The organism is Legionella feeleii (genome assembly GCF_001467625.1).
Lineage (GTDB): Bacteria > Pseudomonadota > Gammaproteobacteria > Legionellales > Legionellaceae > Tatlockia > Tatlockia feeleii.
In genome coordinates this window covers 12720-31070 of record NZ_LNYB01000082.1, presented here as the reverse complement: position 1 = coordinate 31070, position 18351 = coordinate 12720, and the positions used below count along the sequence as shown (strand labels likewise).

Here is an 18351-nt window from a genome sequence, read left to right as displayed (position 1 = left end):
TTGATAATTCCACCCTGTTTGCGAAAGTGGCGGAACTGGTAGACGCGCTGGATTTAGGTTCCAGTGGGGTAACCCGTGAGAGTTCGAGTCTCTCCTTTCGCACCATTACTTGATAATTTCCGAGAGGTGACTAGATGCAAGTTTCTGTTGAGACCTTGAAAGGTTTGGAGCGTAAAATAACAGTTTCGGTACCAACCGAAAAAGTAGAGGAAGAAGTGAGCACGCGTCTCCACAATCTTGCTCGTAAAGTAAAAGTTGATGGCTTCCGCCCTGGTAAAGTTCCATTCAGTTTGGTAAAGAGCCGTTTTTCACATAGCGTCCGTGAAGAAGTAGCCCGAGAAATGATGCAATCAACGTTATTTGAAGCGTTGCAAAAAAACGAGCTGGTTCCCGCTGGGTCACCCTTTGTTGAGCCTGAGCAGCTTGAAGCAGGGAAAGACTTTAAATATACCGCCGTCTTCGAAGTATTTCCAATATTTACCATTACAGAATTGAATCAGGCAGAAGTCGAAACTATCCATGCTGAAGTCAAAGATAGCGACGTATCTGATATGCTGGAAAAATTGCGTGAGCAAAACAAAGAGTGGCACGAGGTTTCACGTGCAGTGGCTAAAGGCGATAAAGTAGTCATTGATTTTGAAGGTTTCCTTGATGATAAAGCCTTTGAAGGCGGTAGTGCTAAAGGACATGAACTGGTTATTGGCTCTGGCGCAATGATTCCAGGCTTTGAGGACGGTATAATCAGCGGTAAAAAAGATAAGCCTTTTGATATTAAAGTAACTTTCCCAAAAGATTATGGCCACAAAGAATTGGCGGGTAAAGAGGCAACTTTCAAAATTACCATCCAGAAAGTCATGGAAGGTAAATTACCGGAATTAGATCAAGCGTTTGCTGAGAAATTTAATATTACAGAGGGTGGTATTGATGCTCTCAAAAAAGATATCAAAGAGAACATGGTTCGTGAATTAGAACGCCGTGTAAGCTCGATGAACCGTGAGAAGCTTTTTGATAAACTGATGGAGCTAAATAAATTTGATCTGCCAATGGCTCTGATTGATAAAGAAATCGAGCATTTAAAGCATGATATGTACCATCGTCTTTTTGGTCACGAGCATTCCGAGGATGAGAAGATACCTGATTTCCCACGGGCGTTGTTTGAAGAGCAAGCCAAAAAGCGTGTTCATCTTGGTTTACTGTTCTCTGAATACGTGAAGAAGCATGCATTGGTTGCTGATAAAGCGCGTGTTGATGCAATGATTGAAAAATTTGCCAGTGCTTATGAAAGCCCTGATGAATTGCGTGCTTGGTATCAAGGTAGTAAAGAGCGCCTGGCTGAAATAGAAGCACTGGTTATGGAAGAAGTTGTTGCTGAAAAAATCAGTGAAGATGCTAAACTTAAGCGCAAAAAAATGGGCTACGAAGATGTCATGAACCCTAAAAAGGACGCTGAGAATAAAGGAGAGTAAGTATGTCAGGTTATGCAGACAACTTAATAAGAAGTGCCAGTGGGTTAGTGCCGATGGTTATTGAGCAAACCTCCAGAGGTGAGCGCTCTTATGATATTTACTCACGACTTTTGAAAGAACGAATTATCTTTCTTTTAGGTGAAGTTGAAGATCATATGGCTAACCTGGTAGTGGCTCAATTGTTGTTTTTGGAGTCCGAGAATCCAGAGAAAGACATTGCCTTGTATATTAATTCGCCGGGTGGGGTGGTTACTGCTGGCTTGGCGATTTATGATACCATGCAGTTTATTAAGCCGGATGTCAGTACATTATGTATTGGCCAGGCAGCCAGCGCAGCAGCGTTATTGCTATGTGCCGGGGCTGACGGGAAGCGTTTCTGTTTGCCCAACTCAAGAGTTATGATTCACCAACCGTTAGGTGGGTATCGAGGTCAGGCAACGGATATTGAAATCCATGCGCGAGAAACATTGGCGGTGCGCGAGCGTTTGAATAGCATTATGGCAAATCACACCAAGAAAACACCCGATCAAATTATGCGTGATACGGAGCGTGATAATTTTATGAGTGCTACCCAAGCGATGGAATATGGTTTGATTGATAAGGTTCTCTACGACCGCAATGCGTTGGCTACAACTGAGTAATTAAAGCAGCCGGTTTGCTTTTTTCGTAAAGGCAAACTGGCGTTATTTTTCCGATTGTCTAAAATTTTACTAGGATGTCTATTATTAATTCGAAGTAAACATGTCAGAACATTGGTTTAAGTACCTCTAAAAGAGGTAACAAATCAGTGGGTGAGGCTATTTTAGGGACTGATGAGCAATAGATACTCTAGATTACTACATTGGTGTGGTAACAGTAGAAAGAGGGGTTCGTAGATGAGTAAAACCGGTAACGGCGATAATGAAAAAGTCTTGTATTGTTCTTTTTGTGGAAAGAGCCAGCATGAGGTAAAAAAATTAATTGCAGGCCCTTCGGTTTTTGTTTGTGATGAATGTGTTGAATTGTGTAATGATATTATTCGTGAAGAAACCCAAGACATTCCAGAGGAAGCTGAGACCCATTTACCTACGCCTAAAGAAATTTCCAATTTTCTTGATGAATACGTGATCGGGCAGCCCCATGCCAAAAAGGTTTTATCGGTAGCAGTTTATAACCATTACAAACGATTACACCATAAAACGGAAGATGGTATTGAATTGGGTAAAAGTAACATTTTGCTTATTGGCCCCACAGGCAGTGGTAAAACCTTGCTTGCTCAAACGTTGGCACGTTTACTCAATGTACCCTTCACCATGGCTGATGCTACTACATTAACTGAAGCAGGGTATGTCGGTGAGGATGTTGAAAATATCATCCAGAAATTATTGCAAAAATGCGACTATGATGTTGATAAGGCGCAGCAAGGCATTGTTTATATTGATGAAATCGATAAGATTTCGCGTAAATCGGATAATCCTTCCATTACTCGCGATGTGTCCGGTGAGGGTGTGCAACAAGCGTTGCTGAAATTGATAGAAGGTACTATTGCCTCTGTGCCCCCACAAGGTGGGCGTAAGCATCCCCAACAAGAGTTTCTTCAAGTAGATACCTCCAATATCCTGTTTATTTGTGGAGGAGCCTTTGCGGGGTTGGAAAAAGTGATTCGTGAGCGCAGCGATAAATCCGGAATAGGTTTCTCTGCACAACTCAAAAATCCAAAAAGCAGCCAGGAAATGGAACAGGTACTAAACTCCCTTGAATCAGAGGATCTGGTTAAATATGGTTTAATTCCTGAATTTGTTGGCCGTTTACCGGTAGTAACAACCTTGCACGAGTTAGATGAAGACGCGTTAGTGGATATTCTTACCACACCAAAAAATGCGCTTACCAAGCAATTCCATGCTTTGTTTAAAATGGAAGGTGTAGAATTGGAGTTTCGGGATGATGCTCTACGCCTCATTGCCAAAAAAGCGTTGGAAAGAAAAATTGGTGCTCGTGGTTTGCGCGCCATCCTTGAAAATATTCTTTTAGACACCATGTATGAATTACCTTCCATCGAAGGAGTTAATAAAGTTGTTATTGATGAAAGTGTAATCAATGGCGTCGGAAAACCTATCTTTGTCTATGAAGGGGAAGAGGGTAAACAATCTGCTGCAGGTGGAAGGGAATAAGAAAGCGTGTAGTAGCAGTAGCAATCTGCGCTGCTGGAATTTATCGGAATTAAATCCAGCAGGGCCGTCCAGGATGCTTGCTTAAATAGCAGGCATTTCAACTGAAGGCCATACTATTTCTCTTAGGATTATCGTTTGAATAAGGGCTTATTATGTCTAGCGAAAGCGAAAATGAATTCACAGCGACTGAAGAAGAAAATGACTTGACATCACCGTTACCTGTGTTACCTCTGCGCGATGTTGTTGTTTATCCGCACATGGTTATTCCCTTGTTTGTCGGGCGTGAGAAATCAATAAAGGCCTTAGAAGCGTCAATGATTGACAGTAAGCAGATTTTTCTGGTTGCCCAACGTAAATCCTCTAATGACGATCCAACTTCACAGGATGTTTTTACGGTCGGTACAATTTCCAGCGTTCTCCAATTACTAAAATTACCTGATGGCACCGTCAAAGTATTGGTTGAGGGTGAGCAACGGGCAAAAGTAACAGCCTATTCTCAGGAAAAAGGGTATCTCGAGGCCTCCTTAGAAATTATAGAGGAAGTGAGTTCTGACTTAAAAGAACAAGAAATTGAAATTTTAATGCGCTCTTTGATGTCTCAATTTGAGCAATATATCAAGCTTAATAAGAAAATCCCGCCGGAAGTACTAAGTTCCCTGGCAAGTATCGAAGAGCCTGGCCGTTTGGCTGATACCATCGCGGCTCATTTATCCCTCAAAGTAGATGATAAACAAGAATTACTCGAAACCACTGATGTGGGAACACGCCTTGAGCGATTAATGGCGGCGATCGAGAGCGAGATTGACTTGCTTCATGTTGAAAAACGAGTGCGTGGTCGCGTTAAGCGTCAAATGGAAAAAAGCCAACGTGAGTATTATCTCAACGAGCAGATTAAAGCGATTCAAAAAGAGCTCGGCGAAATGGGTGAAGAAGGCAATGAAATTGAGCAATTGGAAAACTCGATCAATAAAGCCGGCATGCCCAAAGAAGCCAAAGAGAAATCACTTGCTGAACTGCAAAAATTAAAATTGATGTCACCCATGTCCGCAGAAGCAACGGTCATTCGCAACTATTTAGACTGGATGCTTAGTGTGCCGTGGAAAAGGAAAAATAAAATCCAGTTTGATTTGCTGAAGGCGGAGAAATTGCTTGATAAAGAGCATTATGGCCTCGAAAAGGTGAAAGAACGGATTATTGAGTATCTTGCGGTACAACAACGTGTAAAACGCTTGAAAGGACCTATTTTATGCCTGGTAGGACCTCCGGGGGTTGGAAAAACCTCATTAGGCCAATCAATCGCTAATGCGACGGGTCGAACTTTTATTCGTATCGCTCTAGGTGGTGTAAGGGATGAGGCGGAAATTCGCGGTCATCGACGAACCTACATTGGTTCTATGCCAGGAAAAATAATTCAAAAACTATGCAAGGCCGGTGTTAAAAATCCTCTAATCATGCTGGACGAAGTAGATAAAATGGCCATGGATTTCCGTGGTGATCCAGCTTCAGCCTTGCTGGAGGTACTTGATCCAGAACAAAACCATACCTTTAACGATCATTATCTTGAAGTTGATTATGATTTGAGTGATGTAATGTTTATAGCGACTGCTAATTCACTGGAGATTCCAGCACCGCTCCTTGATCGTATGGAGGTTATTCGTCTGGCTGGTTATACCGAAGATGAGAAGATCCATATTGCTGAAAGCTATTTGGTACCGAAACAATTGGTTTTGAATGGCCTAAAGCCACAGGAAATCAATATTGGAGAAAGTGCCATCCGTGAAATTGTACGTCATTATACCCGTGAAGCAGGTGTCCGTAATCTGGAGCGCGATATAGCCAGTATTTGTCGTAAGGTGGTCAAAGAAATACTGACAGGCAAGCGGGTGAAAAAAGTAGCGGTATCCCGTACCAATATTGAAAAATATTTAGGCGTGAAAAAATACCGTTATGGGCTTGCCGAAGAATTTGATCAGGTAGGACAGGTCACAGGGTTAGCCTGGACCAGCGTAGGCGGTGAATTACTGACCATAGAAGCCTCTATGATGCCAGGTAAGGGTAAAACCACACACACTGGCCAATTAGGTGAGGTGATGCAGGAATCAATTCACGCCGCAATGACGGTGGTAAGAAGTCGGGCGAAGGCCTTTGGTTTGGCTGATGATTTTTACGATAAAAATGATTTCCATGTGCACGTTCCAGAAGGGGCAACACCCAAGGATGGACCTAGTGCCGGTATTGGCATGTGTACAGCCCTGGTTTCGGTAGTCACGCATATTCCTGTACGTGCTGACGTGGCGATGACCGGGGAAATTACCTTGCGTGGTCAAGTGCTCCCTATCGGTGGCCTGAAGGAAAAACTGCTTGCTGCCCATCGGGGTGGTATCAAGCATGTTATTATTCCTGAGGAAAATCGTAAGGATTTGGAAGAGATACCTGATAACGTATTGAAGAAACTGACCATCCATCCTGTGAAGACAGTTGAGCAGGTGTTAGAGCTTGCTTTACAGCGCAGTCCGATCGTTGATACACCTATTCCGACCATTCCTGAGGCTGCAAAAGGAAAAAGTTCTAAAAAAAATAAAAATAAGGATTTACATGCCCATTAATACCGAGTATATTTCACTCCGTTGCCCGCTACTGGCGGGCGATGCAGGGATGTGACTGCTTGACTGAGGTTGATGAATCTGTTTTAATCGCTTCGGGTAAAGGAAGAATAACTGATAGGGGAAAAGATGAATAAGAGTGAATTGATTGAAGCAATTGCAAGTGGTTCTGGCGTAACTAAAGCAGACGCTAGTCGAGTTCTCGATACTTTTATGACTACCGTGACCGATGCTTTGAGAAGTGGCGATCAAGTTGTGTTGCCTGGTTTCGGTTCTTTTTCCACTGGTAACCGTTCTGAACGTACCGGTAGAAATCCACAGACTGGAGCGACCATTCGTATTAAAGCTTCACGTGTTGCCAAGTTCAAAGCTGGTAAGAACTTGAAGGAAGCTGTGCAGTAGAGTTTTTGGGTGCTTAGCTCAGCTGGGAGAGCATCGCCCTTACAAGGCGAGGGTCGCAGGTTCGATCCCTGCAGCACCCACCAAGAATTGGAGTGGTAGTTCAGTTGGTTAGAATACCGGCCTGTCACGCCGGGGGTCGCGGGTTCGAGCCCCGTCCACTCCGCCAAGATTAACGCGCCGAAGGGCGCGTTTTTTTTACCAACCACGTTAAGTCAGTATTTTCTTGCGAAACACCAATATGGAATTTCGAACATGTTGCAGAAGTTGAACGAACGCATACAAGGTGTCATAGCCTGGATAGTCATTGGTTTGATTGTTATCACTTTTACCTTATTCGGCGTGGATTATTATATGCAATCACGTCAGACCTCAACTGCCGAGGTTGACGTTAATGGCCAGCCGATAAGTAAACAGGCTTTCGAAGCAAATTACAGGCGAGCCCGACAGCAGCGTGATCCGTCGCAAATGACAGCGGCTAGCGAAATAGCCTTGAAGAACCAGGTTCTGCGAAATATGATTGTTAATGAAGTCACTATGCAGGCAGCAAGGGTCAGTGGCTTTGAGGTGAGCGCAGAACAAGCGAATGCAGCTATTGTTAATATCCCTCAATTTCAGGAAGATGGGCATTTCTCGGCAGAACGTTACCAACAAGCACTGAGCGGAGCCATCTTTACTCCTGAATCCTTTCAAAAAGAAGTCAGGCAAGGCATGTTGCTTAATCAGCAGCGTTTTGCGTTTATAGGTAGTGCCTTTGCTCTACCCGATGAGATTGAGCGTTTTGTCAAGCTCTACATGCAAACTCGAGATTACGAGTATTTGCAAATACCAACGTCTCTATTTATCAAAGAAGGAAATGTTTCTTCTGAAATGATCAAGGCTTACTATCAAAAGCATCAAAAAGAATTTCTTGAACCAGAAAAAGTCTCGCTCGATTATGTCCGCTTATCCATGCAAAAAATCAAGGACACAACGAAGGTCAGTGATGAGGAGATCAAGCGCTACTATGAAGATAATCAAAGTAATTTTCTGACGCCGGCACAGTGGCAGGTTGCTCATATCCTGTTTGCTATTCCAGAAAATGCGACTGCAGAAACTCAGGAGCAGATAAAGCAAAAAGCTGAGGAAGCTTACCAAGCCCTGCAAAACAATCCTCTTCAATTTAACGAATGGGTCAAAACCATGTCGGATGATAAATTGTCTATTGCCAACGAGGGTGTTTTGCCCTGGCTGGTTGCAGGTCAATCCGGTTTTGATAAAACCTTGGCAAATTTAACCAAACCAGGACAAATTTCGCCGCCAGTAAAAGCAGCGCACGGCTATGAGATTTTTAAGCTGGTCGCTTATAAGCCAGCAGCATTAAAACCATTGTCCGACGTGCAAGAAACGATTAAAGAGCAGTTACTAATTGAGTTATCACAGGCTCAATATGCACAAGCCTTAGAGCAGCTCGCAGATTTAAGCTATCAGACCCCAGATTCCCTGACCCCTGTAGCCGATGCATTAAAATTGCAAGTTGAGCAGACTGAGCCTTTTTCGCGACACGGTAGTAATAGTGAATTGGGTAAAAATAAGCAAGTAGTCAACGCGGCTTTCAGTCATGATGTCTTGGAGCTCGGCAATAACAGCGAGCCAGTCCAATTAGATAATGATAGTGTTGTTGTCATACGAGTTAATAAACACATACCCGCCGCCAAGAAATCTTTGGCGCAAGTCAGTGAAGCCATCACTAAAAAATTAGCCTTGCAAGAGGCTGGGAAGCGGGCAAAGCAATTAGGTATAGAGTTGCTATCGAACAAGGAAGAGGTTGGTGTGCAAGACAAGCTCATGCAAACCAATCAGCTGCGGTGGCAAGAGGTGGATAAAGCAACACGCGATACAGACAAAGCAGATGCTACGGTTAATGATTTAGCCTTTAGCCTGCCGCGTACTAATAGTCGTGATGGACGCAGCTTAAGTAATGGTGATTATGTCATCGTGCGATTGAAAAAAATCAATGATGGCCAATTATCATTGCTTGATAAGGAACAACAGGCAAGCTTAGCCCAACAAATTGAAGCCAACTATGGCTTAATGGATTACGATTTGTACGTCAATAATTTGGTTCATAAGGCTAAGATAGACAGACATTAAACCTAAGTTAAAAGGGGATGTAATGGCGAAATTTACCGATAACCAATTAGCAAAATTTTTTATACAGCTCACTAACGATTATAACGAATTAGCAGGCAGGCAAAACCCTCAGCTCTCAATGGAACAAATTAGAGATGAATTAAGACGAAGAGTCCTGTTCGCTTTAAATAATCCCGTTAGCAACTTGTATTGGTTAAGACTAGCTGATAACCAGGAAGACTGCCAAAGAGAGGCAGACAAAGTAATGCACGCGTTGAATACTTTTCTGAGCACGCGCCCGGCCTTTGCTAGAGTAGAGGAACCACAAGCATTTTTTGCCCATCCCCAGTTTGTTCACATTGATATCGAGATTGACGAGTATAACGAGTACCGACACCGTCACCACTGTTATTGTGCCAGCAATGACGTATTATTTAACTGGTTTTTGTGGCGCTCATTAGTGACACCTCAAGTTGTTGTTATTGACCATTCCTCTACCCATAGTCATGGTCGTCCAAACAAGGATGAGAAGAAGAATAATGGTGATGTGATCGCTTTCCTCTTTTTAGCCGCCCTGGCTGCCTTGCTCTTGGTTCTGGCAACGCTTGCGCTTTATTATATGCTAGGCCAGGCCTTAAATAGTCTCGATCGTATTCGTTACAATGAGGGTTGGCTGCAAGGAATGACAACAATGGCAGGTATGATTGCTGCTGGTTACGTTACCTCTGTCTTAAGCTCGGCTTTTGCTGCTACGCCATTAATGAACCTTGCCCTGCTGGCTGGTCTAAGCAGTCCAGTAGGTGTGGTTGTTTTGTCTCTGACTTGTATAACCATTATTGGTGCTGGATTAGGTTGTTTCGTTACGGATAAAGTACAGAACTATATTTTGCGGAAAACCAATCCTGATGCCCTGGATCCCAACGATCCAAATCGTTTTACTTTAACGGCAGAAGAAGAACGTAATTTATTGAGCAAGGGCTTCGATCTTATGCGGGTAAAATATGCTATTTTTACTCTGCGGTCTGAGTTAGAGGAAGAGGGGGTTCCTACTTTGCTGCATAGACGATCGTTTGGGTCGAATAGCAGAAAAGTGCAGGAAAATCTTGATCTCATAAGAAAAATACGTGCAGGTGATTTGGGTGCTGAGTCACTTCTTGAACAACCTCTAACAGTTCCTTTACGTCAAGGTGATGAGACGATTAACTTTGATTTACGCCGTTGGGATTACTACCAACCTCCTGTTTACGCGATGTATCCTGATGTACATGCCTACATGCAGCCATCTGCCCCGCCACAATATACCTAGAATTTGTACTGAGTTTGTGCCTTTGCAAAAAGGCACTTACTTGGTTAATTCATTTAATTTATGTGACTTTGAAACTGCGCGGTAATACGCATAAACTTGCACAACTTTAGTAATTCCAAAAACTGAATCAAAATGAAGTGCCCTATATAAGGCACTTCGCTTAAAAGAAGCAAAACAGGTTAGGTGAGATCTGACATTGAAACCGCGTGGTAACCCGCGTCAACATGAACCACTTCTGCAGTAATCCCAGAAGCCAAATCAGAACATAGAAAAGCAGCCGTATTACCTACTTCTTCCGCAGTAACATTGCGCTTTAATGGGGTAGTATTCGCATAGGCAGTTTGCATTTTACGAAAATCTTTAATCCCTGCTGCTGCTAGTGTTTTAATAGGGCCTGCTGAAATCGCATTGACTCGTAGGCCTCTTGGACCCAAACTGGCAGCAAGATAACGGACAGCGGCTTCCAGACTCGCTTTGGCGATACCCATTACGTTGTAGTTAGGTACGGCTTTCTCGGCACCATAATAGCTTAAGGTCAGAACCGAGCCTTGTGTGCCTTCCATCATCGGTAAGGCAGCTTGCGTCAGGCCAACCAGGCTGTAGGCACTGATATCATGGGCAATACGAAAACCTTCGCGGTTAGCTTGTTCAATGAAGTCACCGCTGATTTGATCTGCGGGTGCAAAGGCTACTGAGTGGATTAAAATATCCAGTTTATCCCAATGGCTTCCCAATTGTTCAAAGACAGATTTAATGTCCAAATCACTGGCAACATCGCAAGGAAAGGTAAGGCTGGAATTAAATTCTGCGGCCATGGTTTCTACGCGGCTTTGCAGTTTTTCATTCTGGTAAGTAAAGGCTAATTCTGCTCCTTGCTCATGAAAGGCTTGGGCAATGCCATAGGCAATGGATCGGTTAGAAGCCAGGCCAACAATTAATGCTTTTTTCCCGCTTAAAAATCCCACATTATTCTCCTTCTAATCTTTTGAGTGCGTTGCAAGTAACTCACGCATTTTTGCTTGGATCATGTCAATAGCAATACGATTTTCCCCTCCGCGAGGGACAATGATATCAGCGTACCGACTTGAGGGTTCAATGAACTGTAAATACATTGGTCTTACTGTTGTCTCATACTGATGGACGACTGATTCAAACGAGCGGTGTCTTTCAACCACATCCCGTTTCAGGCGGCGGGTCAGGCAAACATCCAAAGGAGTGGACATAAAAATGCGAATATCCATAACTTCACGCAGTGCCTTGTCGGTAAATAATAAAATACCCTCCAGGACAATAATCGTATGGCGCCCAACATAACGTGTTTCTGGCAAACGAATGTGCTTCGAATGGGAATAAATAGGAATATTAACGGATTCCCCTTGCTGTAATTGACGTAGATGTTCACAAAGCAGGGCGTGGTCAAACGCTTCAGGGTGATCGTAATTAATTTTTTCTCTTTCCGCGAAGGGGAGGTGGCTGTTGTCTTTATAGTAAGCATCTTCTGAAATCACAACCACTTGCTCTGAACCAAGTTCAGTGACAATAGTATTAGCCAGAAGACTTTTACCAGAAGCAGAGGGGCCGGATATTCCGATAATAATCGCTTGTTTGCTCATGATAAGGTCGTTAAAAATTTTGTACAAATAGTAAGGGTTTATGAGGATAAATTCAATCTGAAATGTAAATCGAACCACGTCATATCGCCAAAATTGGAGACATTCGAAAAGACATCTTTTGAGTGCCCAAGCAATAGAGATAACTTCATCCTATCGTTTTTGTTCTCTCTGGCGCTTCAACAGGACATATAAAGCACCTGAACCACCATCACGAGTTAAAGCACTGTGGAAAGCTAATACCTCGGGAAATTGCTGAAGCCAGTGATTAACCAAATTTTTCAGGACAGGGGGTTCCCCTTGGGGACTGCCTTTGCCATGAATAATTAAAAGGCAGCGGTGAGCCAAGACATGTTGTTGTCTAATAAATCGAATCAAGGCATTTTTTGCGTCATCACTGCGTAAGCCATGCAAATCAAGTCTGGCTTGCCAGGAAATTTGTCCACTTTTTAATTCACGCAATCGCTTGGCTGGAATACTGTGATTACAATAACTCAGTGGGGTGCTTGCTTGGACGGCCTCGGTATAATAATCCGATAAATAAAAGTCATGATCCTTTGTCATGGGGAGTTGAGGGCGATAGGTGGGCGACTTTGTTGCCTGAGGCGGGTTTTTAGCCTCTTCGGAAACAATTTTATTGCTTTTGGCTAAAGGCTTCACTTTTTCCACGACCTGGCGAAATAAAGCCTTGTCTTCCTCAGACAGAAAATCATTAGACATAGAACTCATTAATTTAGACATTTGAAGTACTCTTAAAATTATAACGTATATACGGGGCCTAAGGACAAAGAATCGGAATTAGCGTACAATTTGTGGTAATTGTATGCATCGATGGTTTTCCGCCCCCTTGGAGTCAATGGAAAATAATGATTAAGGTAAAGTTATGACTGATTCTTATGCAGCGCTTACGGCTGATTTTACAACCCTTGTTGATTTCTTGCGTTTTGGTTTAACTCAGGCGAGGGCTGCTGATTTGTATTATGGGCATGGTACGGATAACGCTTGGGATGACATGATGGCCTTGGTGCTTGGCAGTTTATCATTACCTCCGGATGTTGATCCCTTGCTTTTGCAAGCTCAATTGACACCTGCTGAAAAACAAATGCTCAACGAACGTTTGGCAAGACGGATTATCGATAAAGTTCCGGTGCCATACCTAACGAGGGAAGCTTATTTCTGTGAATTGCCCTTTTATGTTGATGAGCGCGTGTTAATCCCACGCTCACCCATTGCGGAGCTCATTCGAGAGCAATTTTCTCCCTGGCTTGTTGCTGATAACGTAGAGCGTGTACTTGATCTTTGTACGGGAAGTGGTTGCATAGCCATTGCCTGCAGTTATGCATTCCCGGAAGCAGTCGTTGATGCAGTCGATATTTCAGCAGAGGCCTTGGAAGTGGCAGCGATTAATCGTGATCGTCATGGCTTGCAAGATGTCCTTAACCTGATTGAATCGGACTGCTGGGCCAATGTACCTGGAGCTCGCTATGATTTGATCGTTTCTAACCCTCCTTACGTTGGTTATGAAGAAATGCAAACCTTGCCGGATGAATATACTCATGAGCCGCGATTAGCCTTGGAGTGCGAGAATAATGGTTTGGCTATTGTTGAAAAAATCCTGGCAAACGCCCATGATTATTTAACAGAGGAAGGCATTTTAGTCGTTGAGGTAGGGAACAGCGAATATGCTTTAGTTGACGCTTTTCCCCAGCTGCCATTTACCTGGCTTGATTTTGAACATGGCGGGCAAGGCGTGTTTCTATTAACCTGCCAGCAATTAAAAGCCTATTTTGGTAATAAGTAATGAGTGGAAACACATTAGGTAAATTATTTACGGTAACGACCTTTGGTGAAAGTCACGGCAGAGCGTTAGGTTGTGTAGTCGATGGCTGCCCCCCTGGTTTAGCGCTTGGTGCTGAAGATATTCAGCCCTTTCTCGATAAACGCAAGCCGGGACAGTCCAAATATACGACTCAGCGGCGAGAAGAGGATAAAGTGGAAATCCTTTCGGGTGTCTTTGAGGGACTAACTACCGGAACCCCCATTGCCCTGTTAATTCAAAACAGTGATCAGCGTTCCAGTGATTATAATGAGATTAAAGATTTATTTCGGCCAGGACATGCTGATTTTACCTACCACTATAAGTATGGACATCGTGATTATCGTGGTGGTGGCCGCTCATCTGCTCGTGAAACGGCAGCCAGGGTTGCAGCAGGCGCGATTGCCCGTCTCTATTTGCAACGCACGTTAGGTATTGAAATAGTCGGTTATCTGCAGCAGATGGGTACGATTAGCATCGATTTTATTGCTGAGAGTGAAATAAACAATAATCCCTTTTTTTGCCCTAATGATTATCAAATACAGCAGTTGGCAGACTATATTGATCAATTACGTCGCCAGGGTGATTCAGTTGGTGCCCGAATTGCTGTGATGGCTCGCGGTGTTCCTGTAGGGCTTGGTGATCCTGTTTTTGACAAGCTCGATGCGACACTTGCCTATGCTATGATGTCTATTAATGCAGTGAAAGGAGTGGAAATTGGAGCGGGTTTTGCTGCCGTTAGTCAGTTAGGTAGTGAACATCGTGATGAAATGACGCAACAGGGCTTTTTAAGCAACCATGCTGGCGGCATTCTTGGCGGGATTTCAACTGGTCAAAATCTGCAAGTCAGTGTTGCCTTGAAACCTACTTCAAGTATTATCAAACCTGGAAAAACAATTAACACTCAAGGTGAGGAAGTAACGGTTGTTACCAAAGGCCGTCATGATCCCTGTGTGGGTATTCGAGCGGTTCCTATTGCTGAAGCAATGATGGCTTTAGTGTTGATGGATCATTATCTGCGGCATAAAGCCCAGAACAAATAGGGACTGTTTACATTTCTACTATTTTGGTACTTATGGCTTGATTTTCTGTGCTTCGCTGCTCACATACTAGTTGTATGCTCCGCTGCGATGCTCGAAAATCAAGCCATAAGCACTCAAACTAGCGAAATGTAAACAGTCCCTAATAACCAGGTATTGGCGTCAAGTTGGAACAGTTGTTGAAATTTGACGGCAGAGCCTATAAAAATCGAGGTAGTAATGAATAGACGATTAAATGTTGCTATTGTGGGTGCTACAGGCGCAGTGGGGGAAGCATTGCTCACCGTATTGCAGGAGCGCGATTTTCCTGTTGATAATCTTTATCCACTTGCGAGTGCACGTTCAGTAGGTAAGACGGTAACGTTTAATAATAGCCAGTTGGATGTTGAAGATTTATCTAGCTTTGATTTCAGTCAGGCTGATATCGCATTGTTTTCTGCCGGTGGTTCCGTCTCGAAACAATTTGCTCCGATTGCAGCGGCTGCCGGTTGTGTTGTGGTGGATAACACATCCTGTTTTCGTTATGACAATGATATTCCTTTAGTGGTTCCGGAGGTCAATGCACACCGCATCGCTGAATATACTAACCGGGGTATTATAGCGAATCCTAATTGCTCCACGATTCAAATGGTGGTTGCTCTGAAGCCGCTACACGATGCCGTGGGAATTAGCCGTATTAATGTGGCCACTTATCAGGCAGTTTCTGGTACAGGTAAAAAAGCGATCACCGAATTAGTCAATCAAGTGGGGGAGTTATTGAATGGTCGCCCAATAAAACCGTCAGTTTATCCACAACAGATTGCTTTTAATGTGTTGCCACATATTGATGAGTTCCAGGAAAATGGTTATACCCGTGAAGAAATGAAGATGGTCTGGGAAACCAGGAAAATTATGGAAGACGATACTATCCTTGTTAACCCAACAGCTGTGAGAGTCCCTGTTCTTTATGGTCATTCAGAAGCAATTCATCTTGAATTAAAAGCACCTCTGACCGTTGTTGAGGCACGTAAATTGTTGTCCAAGGCGCCAGGAGTTCGGGTAATTGACGATGTGTCTAAATTACAATATCCGACACCTCTTACTCATGCTGTAGGTCATGATGAAGTCTTTGTTGGCCGTATCAGGCAAGACATTTCTCATCCTTGTGGCTTAAATCTCTGGGTTGTAGCAGATAATATCCGCAAAGGTGCGGCAACTAATGCTGTACAGATTGCTGAAATTCTGCAACGTGAGTATTTATAATTTATACTTGTGGTTATGACGAAAAAAATTTTACACGATCCCGATATTGAAGAGACTGATACTGGGGATTCCGGTACTAAGGAGGGGGGTACTGGTTTACCAACTCGAAAGCCTCCGGGCTTTGAGGGTGGTTCCTTTTTGGTCGATGAAACCTTCCTGATGGATAGAGAGCAACGCGAAGCTGAGCAGCAAGGTCATCGCCAATTAGCGAAGGTGAATGCTCGTGAGCATCACGAAGAGCAACAAAAAAATGCTCCTGAGCGTGAGTTACAAAATAGTATTCATCAACATCCCTGGTTAGACAGGCAGATCTTTGATGGTATAGATACGGGGCCATTGAGCCCGGATCCGCCATTAAATTCAGAAGCCTATACCGAGATGCAGAATCGGGAACGGGAAGAACAACTGGAAAAGCAATTGCGTTTGGGTAATATGCCTAAATTTTCTTCAACCCCTGAATTTAAACCCTAGGACTGCTTATGACTATCGCCAATGATATCATCAGTTGTCGTATGCCTGACTTTGAGCATTATTTACGTTTAGGGGACTCGCTGGATGATACGGACGAGTATGGTTTTACCCCTTTGATCGAGTGTGCAATTACGCAACAAATAAATATTGCAGAGCAATTGCTCGCTCGTGGTGTGAATGTGAATAAACCAGATGTTACGGGTCGTACTCCCTTGCACTGGGCGGTCGATAATAATGATATTGAGCTTGCCCGGTTGTTACTGACTCATGGAGCCGACGCCAATGCTTATACGCGTGCCGGTTTGTCAGTCTTGGTCTATCCTGTTTTAAGGGCTCAAGATCCACTCAAGCATTTGCTGTATCAATACGGAGCAAAACTTGATTTTGCGCTGGATTTTATTCATGGCAAGTTACTTGGGCATCGCTATGAATTAAAAGGTGACGTGGATATTGTTAATGCGCAGGGAGAATTCATTGAATTAGATTATGAAGGTTTTATTCTTGAATTTACGGTAGCAATCGTGAAAGACTCTTTGCGCCGCTTTACGAGTAGTTATTCGACCCGCCATTTGCGTGAACAATTCCCTTATTTATATAACATTATGGATGCGTTTGGCTTAGCGGCTGAACTGTTGCAATTGCAGCATCATCGCCATTTAAATGAACGACATAAAGCACGCCTCACCCAGATTATTAAGACAGCCCCTATCTTGATATTGCCAGCCGCGAGCCGTGGTCATGCCTTATGTTTTGTTCGTTATCAACAATGGTGGGCAAAGATTGATCGCGGTGAAAATAGCTTGACGGAAGGCTCTGCCAACATTTATCGCATCACTCGCCCTGAAGCATTCAATGCGCATTTTTTACAAGAGTTTTTATATAAAAAACAAAGTCGACGTTATTTTCATCATACAATTAATCAGCAATTGGGTTTGTTACCAATCACGCAAATGCCGATTAGTTCACAAATTTCAGGAAACTGTTCCTGGGCGAACGTGCAGGCGATAGTCCCGGTAGCGTATGCCTTACAACAACTTAGTTTAGAGGGCATAGAGAAGTTTAAACCTGACATTGCTATGAACCTTTATGATATTTGGGTTGAATGGGATAAAGATAGGGCACTGGATGAATGTGTACACCGTTTTTATTTAGCTGATCCAGTAAGGAAAGCAAGTTTTGCTTCCATGCTTGCTGCTGTGCTATTTCAAGCCTGTGATTATGCTAACCGTCATCATATCGAGCGTGCGGAGAAAATTCTGACTATTTTAACCTTGCCGGAATATTATTATATTCTACAAAGTTATTTACAGGCCTATTGCGTGAAACGGTTAACCAGAAGAGGGAATAATTTGCTCAAGCTATTGGATGATTGCGGGGTAAATCCAAATATTGGTGTAACCCCCGTCGCGACAGGTTTGCGAGACGAATAGCACATAACAATGAGTGAGCCAGCCCTCTCTCTTAAGGAATTGGAAAGCCATAAGGGTGCTTTTGGAGAAGAGGGACAACAATAACTGACGAGTTTTCCTTAACCCTCTCTCGCGAAAAACGTCCTCATGCTATTCGAATTCCTTGCGCAAGAGAGTAGGTTCTGGGCTTCATGTCATTCGGGCATAGGCATCCAACCGATTAAAATGGAAAAGAAAAATTCTATATTGGGCAGGGTCGATTTACATCGTGCCCCCCATAAAAATTCCAAGAATTTTCATTGCAAGGCACTGCAGAATAAAATAACATGAATGTGCTTTTAGTTGTTTTAAGCAGTAAAGCGCTGATAGGAGGGACTGGCATCCCCCGCTACCAGCTGACCACAATCTATCTGGAGATAAATTATGGCTGACGTCATGTTATTTCATTTGTATTCCTTTTTTCAACGTTTCCTTCGCAAGAAACGGCTTAAAATCCCCCTTTTTTCGACGTGACCTTTAGGTTTTGTTAGCTATTTGCGCAAATAAATCGCTAAACGAACACGAATGTTTCCAATACTCACTGCACGGGTAGGAACAGCCACGTCTCTTGCTCGTGTTCTTTTTAATGTAGGTCGGGTCTCGACCCGACGCGCTGCCCAACCTACGCTGGAGAACAACATGGACAGTAGTAACATTAACAAACAAGATTTTGTTAATTACCATAGCA

Annotated in this window: 15 protein-coding genes and 3 tRNA genes; 15 read left to right on the top strand and 3 right to left on the bottom strand. The window is 43.4% G+C overall.

Features of this window, described 5'->3' with window-relative positions:
- The first annotated feature begins 20 nt into the window (after positions 1-20).
- The 10 genes from Lfee_RS11345 to Lfee_RS11300 all read left to right on the top strand — a co-directional run bounded on the left by Lfee_RS11345 (position 21) and on the right by Lfee_RS11300 (position 10036).
- A tRNA-Leu gene (locus Lfee_RS11345) sits at positions 21-105 on the top strand.
- A 29-nt stretch (positions 106-134) separates the two neighbouring features.
- Positions 135-1466, top strand: a complete 1332-nt coding sequence (gene tig, locus Lfee_RS11340; RefSeq protein ID WP_058446907.1) for a trigger factor — start codon at positions 135-137, stop codon at positions 1464-1466.
- 2 nt (positions 1467-1468) lie between these two features.
- Positions 1469-2107, top strand: coding sequence for an ATP-dependent Clp endopeptidase proteolytic subunit ClpP (clpP, locus tag Lfee_RS11335; RefSeq protein ID WP_058446905.1), 639 nt, complete (start codon positions 1469-1471; stop codon positions 2105-2107).
- Between the two features lie 234 nt (positions 2108-2341).
- Positions 2342-3616, top strand: a complete 1275-nt coding sequence (clpX, locus tag Lfee_RS11330) for an ATP-dependent Clp protease ATP-binding subunit ClpX (protein WP_058446903.1) — start codon at positions 2342-2344, stop codon at positions 3614-3616.
- Between the two features lie 152 nt (positions 3617-3768).
- On the top strand, positions 3769-6222 hold the full coding sequence (gene lon / locus Lfee_RS11325; protein WP_058446901.1) for an endopeptidase La: 2454 nt from the start codon (positions 3769-3771) through the stop codon (positions 6220-6222).
- 126 nt (positions 6223-6348) lie between these two features.
- Positions 6349-6621 (top strand): HU family DNA-binding protein, encoded by a 273-nt coding sequence (locus Lfee_RS11320; protein ID WP_019216274.1) that lies wholly within the window; start codon positions 6349-6351, stop codon positions 6619-6621.
- 7 nt (positions 6622-6628) lie between these two features.
- Positions 6629-6704, top strand: a tRNA-Val gene (locus tag Lfee_RS11315).
- 6 nt (positions 6705-6710) lie between these two features.
- A tRNA-Asp gene (locus Lfee_RS11310) sits at positions 6711-6787 on the top strand.
- A gap of 86 nt (positions 6788-6873) precedes the next feature.
- Positions 6874-8751 (top strand): SurA N-terminal domain-containing protein, encoded by a 1878-nt coding sequence (locus Lfee_RS11305; protein WP_058446899.1) that lies wholly within the window; start codon positions 6874-6876, stop codon positions 8749-8751.
- 22 nt (positions 8752-8773) lie between these two features.
- Positions 8774-10036 carry a hypothetical protein gene (locus Lfee_RS11300; RefSeq protein WP_058446897.1) on the top strand — a complete coding sequence of 421 codons (1263 nt, stop codon included), beginning with the start codon at positions 8774-8776 and terminating at the stop codon, positions 10034-10036.
- Positions 10037-10215: 179 nt separating this feature from the next.
- On the opposite strand, the gene Lfee_RS11295 is transcribed toward Lfee_RS11300, so the two are convergent.
- From Lfee_RS11295 to Lfee_RS11285, 3 genes are all read right to left on the bottom strand, one after another.
- A complete protein-coding gene (locus tag Lfee_RS11295; RefSeq protein ID WP_058446896.1) occupies positions 10216-11001 on the bottom strand; it encodes an enoyl-ACP reductase FabI in 786 nt (261 codons plus the stop codon).
- 12 nt (positions 11002-11013) lie between these two features.
- Positions 11014-11649, bottom strand: coding sequence for a uridine kinase (gene udk / locus Lfee_RS11290; protein ID WP_058446894.1), 636 nt, complete (start codon positions 11647-11649; stop codon positions 11014-11016).
- Positions 11650-11799: 150 nt separating this feature from the next.
- Entirely contained in the window at positions 11800-12366 is a 567-nt protein-coding gene (locus tag Lfee_RS11285) for a Smr/MutS family protein (RefSeq protein WP_058446892.1), read from the bottom strand.
- Positions 12367-12529: 163 nt separating this feature from the next.
- On the opposite strand from Lfee_RS11285, the gene prmB reads away from it, so the two are divergent.
- The 5 genes from prmB (at position 12530) to ankH (ending at position 17645) form a co-directional block, all read left to right on the top strand.
- Positions 12530-13447 carry a 50S ribosomal protein L3 N(5)-glutamine methyltransferase gene (gene prmB / locus Lfee_RS11280; RefSeq protein WP_058446890.1) on the top strand — a complete coding sequence of 306 codons (918 nt, stop codon included), beginning with the start codon at positions 12530-12532 and terminating at the stop codon, positions 13445-13447.
- Positions 13447-14505, top strand: a complete 1059-nt coding sequence (gene aroC, locus Lfee_RS11275) for a chorismate synthase (RefSeq protein WP_058446888.1) — start codon at positions 13447-13449, stop codon at positions 14503-14505. Before prmB ends, aroC begins: the two co-directional genes overlap by 1 nt.
- Positions 14506-14721: 216 nt before the next feature.
- Positions 14722-15744: an aspartate-semialdehyde dehydrogenase gene (locus Lfee_RS11270; RefSeq protein WP_058446886.1), complete on the top strand. Its 1023-nt coding sequence runs from the start codon at positions 14722-14724 to the stop codon at positions 15742-15744.
- A gap of 15 nt (positions 15745-15759) precedes the next feature.
- Positions 15760-16215: a hypothetical protein gene (locus tag Lfee_RS11265; protein ID WP_058446884.1), complete on the top strand. Its 456-nt coding sequence runs from the start codon at positions 15760-15762 to the stop codon at positions 16213-16215.
- Between the two features lie 8 nt (positions 16216-16223).
- A complete protein-coding gene (ankH, locus tag Lfee_RS11260) occupies positions 16224-17645 on the top strand; it encodes a Dot/Icm T4SS effector AnkH/LegA3 (protein ID WP_058446882.1) in 1422 nt (473 codons plus the stop codon).
- Positions 17646-18351 lie beyond the last annotated feature (706 nt).

Coding starts and splice junctions, on each gene's coding strand:
- aroC (WP_058446888.1), top strand. CDS start 13,447: ATGAGTGGAAACACATTAGGTAAATTATTTACGGTAACGACCTTTGGT.
- lon (WP_058446901.1), top strand. CDS start 3,769: ATGTCTAGCGAAAGCGAAAATGAATTCACAGCGACTGAAGAAGAAAAT.
- Lfee_RS11265 (WP_058446884.1), top strand. CDS start 15,760: ATGACGAAAAAAATTTTACACGATCCCGATATTGAAGAGACTGATACT.
- Lfee_RS11300 (WP_058446897.1), top strand. CDS start 8,774: ATGGCGAAATTTACCGATAACCAATTAGCAAAATTTTTTATACAGCTC.
- clpX (WP_058446903.1), top strand. CDS start 2,342: ATGAGTAAAACCGGTAACGGCGATAATGAAAAAGTCTTGTATTGTTCT.
- ankH (WP_058446882.1), top strand. CDS start 16,224: ATGACTATCGCCAATGATATCATCAGTTGTCGTATGCCTGACTTTGAG.
- tig (WP_058446907.1), top strand. CDS start 135: ATGCAAGTTTCTGTTGAGACCTTGAAAGGTTTGGAGCGTAAAATAACA.
- Lfee_RS11305 (WP_058446899.1), top strand. CDS start 6,874: ATGTTGCAGAAGTTGAACGAACGCATACAAGGTGTCATAGCCTGGATA.
- Lfee_RS11285 (WP_058446892.1), bottom strand. CDS start 12,366: ATGTCTAATGATTTTCTGTCTGAGGAAGACAAGGCTTTATTTCGCCAG.
- clpP (WP_058446905.1), top strand. CDS start 1,469: ATGTCAGGTTATGCAGACAACTTAATAAGAAGTGCCAGTGGGTTAGTG.
- prmB (WP_058446890.1), top strand. CDS start 12,530: ATGACTGATTCTTATGCAGCGCTTACGGCTGATTTTACAACCCTTGTT.
- udk (WP_058446894.1), bottom strand. CDS start 11,649: ATGAGCAAACAAGCGATTATTATCGGAATATCCGGCCCCTCTGCTTCT.
- Lfee_RS11270 (WP_058446886.1), top strand. CDS start 14,722: ATGAATAGACGATTAAATGTTGCTATTGTGGGTGCTACAGGCGCAGTG.
- Lfee_RS11320 (WP_019216274.1), top strand. CDS start 6,349: ATGAATAAGAGTGAATTGATTGAAGCAATTGCAAGTGGTTCTGGCGTA.